We start from the raw sequence: 3,557 nt of genomic DNA on the forward strand, positions 1-3,557 counted from the left end.
AGCTAACCACTACTACTGCCTTCATGGTTCGGGACTTTCACCCTATAGATTGCACCCATGCCGGGCGCACAAAAAGGAGCTGCAAATGGCGAGCTCCTTCTTTCGTGCATACGTTTGTTCATTCATCATGGTTATCGTGATAGTGTGCCCTGCAGACGATTCGTTTCGGCAATTACTTTTTCTTCATCGATCGTTAAGCATTCGCCATTTTTCACAATCATCTTGCCGTCAATGTATACATCAGATACATCATTTCCGCGGGCTGCATAAAGCAAATGCGAATACGCTTCACTCAGCGGCTGCAGATGCTCTTTGTTATAAGGGTAAATGGTGATGAAATCTGCTTTTTTACCTGCTTCAAGTGATCCCGTATGACCCATGCCGATTGCTTCGGCACCCATTCTCGTGGCCATGGCCAGTGCCGTTTGAGCAGGGAATTTAGTGGCATCCTTATAGATGCCTTTTTGCAATAATGCCGCCGTTCTCATTTCCTCGAACATATCGAAGTTGTTGTTGGAAGCAACACCATCTGTTGCAACCCCAACTTTAATGCCTGCATCAAGAAGGCTGACGATATCAGCAATTCCCGATCCCAGCTTCAGATTACTGATTGGATTATGAGCAACCCGAACATCATGCTGTTTTAGTATCGCCCGCTCTTCATCATTGAGTACGACACCATGGGCCATCACTGTAGGCTGATCAAAAAGACCTAAGCGGCGAAGGTGCTCGACAGGACGGAATCCAAAACGCTTTTCGATGTCAAGGATTTCAAAGTCCGTTTCCGAAACGTGAATGTGCACCATCAAATCATTCTCTTTTGCAATCCGTGCACTTTCCATAATCGCTTCAGGTGTACAAGCATAAGGGCTGTGTGGCGCTACCATGGTAGTCAGGCGGCCATCGGCAAACGTCTTATAGTTTTTTGAAAACTGCTCAGCTCCCATGAGGTTCGCTTTTTGTTCTTTTTCCGTACCTAAGCTGAAAATCGTGTAGGAAAAGGCTCCGCGCATTCCTGTTTCGCCTATCGTCTCCATGACAGCACCTGCATCTATTCCATTAGGATTAAACATATCCGAAAATGTCGTTGTTCCTGATTTCAGCATTTCCATAATGCCAAGCTGAGAACTTACAGAGGCGATTTCCGTTGTAAACTGGCTTTCAATCGGCCATATTTTCGTTTCAAGCCATGGCTTCAGCAGCATATCGTCCCCGATTCCGCGTAAAAGGGTCATCACAATATGCGAATGGGCATTCACTAGACCTGGCATAATCCATTTTCCGCCAAGGTCGACCACTTGATCGGCATCTGCCAATTGTTCTTCAGAATGCTGGCCGATGTAGGATATGATTTGATCTTGTACAATCATCATGCCTTTTTCAAAGATTTGATTTTCCTTGTCCATCGTAAAAAAGGTACCATTCATATATATCGTTTTCATGTAATTATTTCCTCCAAAGTCTTTTCGTATCATTGAACAACATGTCATGTTACTATTCCGCATTCTAAACTAGCCTCTTACAGATAATCAAGTAATTCCATATTATCAGGGAGCATTTCCATTTACCTTAGGAACCTATTGGAAGAGTGAACGGAATAATCTTGTTTCAATTTTATCAGCAAACCACATCGATGATCCCCATTGCAAATTTAACGAATTGATGAAGAACTCAAAATCAGTTGCTTAAAAAAATCTTCCCCCTATTGCTCATAGGGGTTTCCATGACACGAATGGCTTCTTGTACATCCCCAAGGCCGTAGTAAGAATCCGGCACCATGAAACTCAATCTTTTATCGTTAATGAATCCCATCAAAAGGTTAAACGTTTCTTGCCAAGTCTGAACGGATGCCTGTTGGTTCCAATGCCGTAGATGAAACATTTTAACATTTATTTTTGTCCTTTGTGAAATTTCCGCCCAATTTACAGACTTTCCTGATAAAAGACCAATCGTTAATAAGATGCCTTCAGGCCGAACACAAAAGGCTAACTCGGAACCATCTGTACCTCCCACCGAATCTATGGCCGCGTTCGCTCCGCGTCCATTCGTCAACTCCATCACGGTATCATGCAATGATGATTCAGACGTATCGATTACATATGCAGCACCAAGTTTAAGCAGTTCTTCCGTATAGGTATTGTTTCTGGTTACAGCAATCAGCTTAAATCCAAGAATCTTGGATAACTGGGTGAAGATGCGGCCAATGGAAGATCCGCAAGCATTCACGAGTAATACATCATCAGGTTTCAATGCCAATACTTCTGTGATTGTTAACCAAGCGGTTATCGGATTTATATATAATTGCGCTGCTATATGGTCCTCAATGGAATCAGGAATGACGATTGCCAAATCCGCAGATGTTTTAACATAATCCTGCCAGGTACCTTCACCGCGCAAAGGCAGAACACGCTTGCCAATCAGCTCTTGCGAAACCGAAGGACCCACCGCTTCCACTATGCCGACGCCTTCATAACCAGGAACGGAAGGCAAGGGAATTCGGTGGGAATATGCGCCCCGAATGGGCAGCAAGTCAGATGGATTGATAGGACGTGCAGTCATCCGTACAAGGACTTCCCCGTCCACAGGCATTTGAATGAATTTATTTTCCACTTTTATAACTTTTTGTGGATGCCCAAACTCATAAAATTTAGCACATTTAGCTTCCAAAATAGTAAGTCTCCTTTAATATAGTTCTAACTATTTTATCATTTATACAGAACCAGCCTATCCTGTATTTTTCCAAGAGTTGTTACTCACCTTTTAAACAGCAAATCTTAAAAACGGAAAGAGCTTTTCACTTTTCTTCTGTTTTTTCATCTTCAATTCATCTGCCCCTTTCGTTCCATAAGAAAAAGGCTGCCGCAGCACCCCCTGGTTTTAGTAAAACATCCTTTTGTTAAATAAGAATTCAATAAAAAATACTTAAAACCTTTTATAAATCCCTCAATTTAATCCAGTAGAATTTACCGCTAACGCCTTGTTTATACGAACAAATATCAATTTATCGAACTGGATAGCTGCTTAAAGTTGAAAAAGAATGCGCCAATTTTTTCGCGAAATTTAATGGGGGTTCGACTGATTGAATATGAATATACAAAATCGAAGGTTTCATATATAACCAATGATTATGCAAGGCACTAACAATAATCCCCTGTTGGACAACTGATTGCATAAATCCTGGAATTTCTTCTTGTAAAATTGCTATTTCACCCAAATTTAATGCAATACCGTTTTGATCCAATGATTCAAATAAAACCCCTACTGGTACAACTGAGTTACTCGGACGCCCTTGGACAAACACTTCAATATTGCGATGCAAGGATACAGAACAAACACCTTTATTTATGTCGCTTTTCCCATTTAGAATTTTGGCAAATTGTTCACAAAGAGAGTTATAGTCATTCATAATTAAGCCTCCTTTTAATTGGGATATTATGATGTTTAATCCTAATTAATGATGAATCATAAAATAAAGGAAGGAATCGAGTAGGAGGAGGCGCCTAGCCTCCGACCTCTCACACCACCGTACGTACCGTTCGGTATACGGCGGTTCAGTT

3 protein-coding genes are annotated in these 3,557 nt (G+C 41.6%); all 3 read right to left on the reverse strand.

Annotated features, from left to right (window positions below; all coding sequences use genetic code 11):
- Window positions 1-131: 131 nt before the first annotated feature.
- Complete coding sequence (locus N9I19_RS24165; RefSeq protein ID WP_284469737.1) at window positions 132-1,442, reverse strand: amidohydrolase family protein; 1,311 nt, start codon at window positions 1,440-1,442, stop codon at window positions 132-134.
- A 235-nt stretch (window positions 1,443-1,677) separates the two neighbouring features.
- Entirely contained in the window at window positions 1,678-2,667 is a 990-nt protein-coding gene (locus N9I19_RS24170; RefSeq protein ID WP_317779247.1) for a zinc-dependent alcohol dehydrogenase family protein, read from the reverse strand.
- A gap of 334 nt (window positions 2,668-3,001) precedes the next feature.
- On the reverse strand, window positions 3,002-3,406 hold the full coding sequence (locus N9I19_RS24175) for a DUF1259 domain-containing protein (RefSeq protein ID WP_089363019.1): 405 nt from the start codon (window positions 3,404-3,406) through the stop codon (window positions 3,002-3,004).
- Window positions 3,407-3,557: the final 151 nt, after the last annotated feature.

Origin of the sequence: Peribacillus sp. CSMR9, from assembly GCF_033141925.1 — a bacterium.
Taxonomy (GTDB): domain Bacteria; phylum Bacillota; class Bacilli; order Bacillales; family DSM-1321; genus Peribacillus; species Peribacillus simplex_A.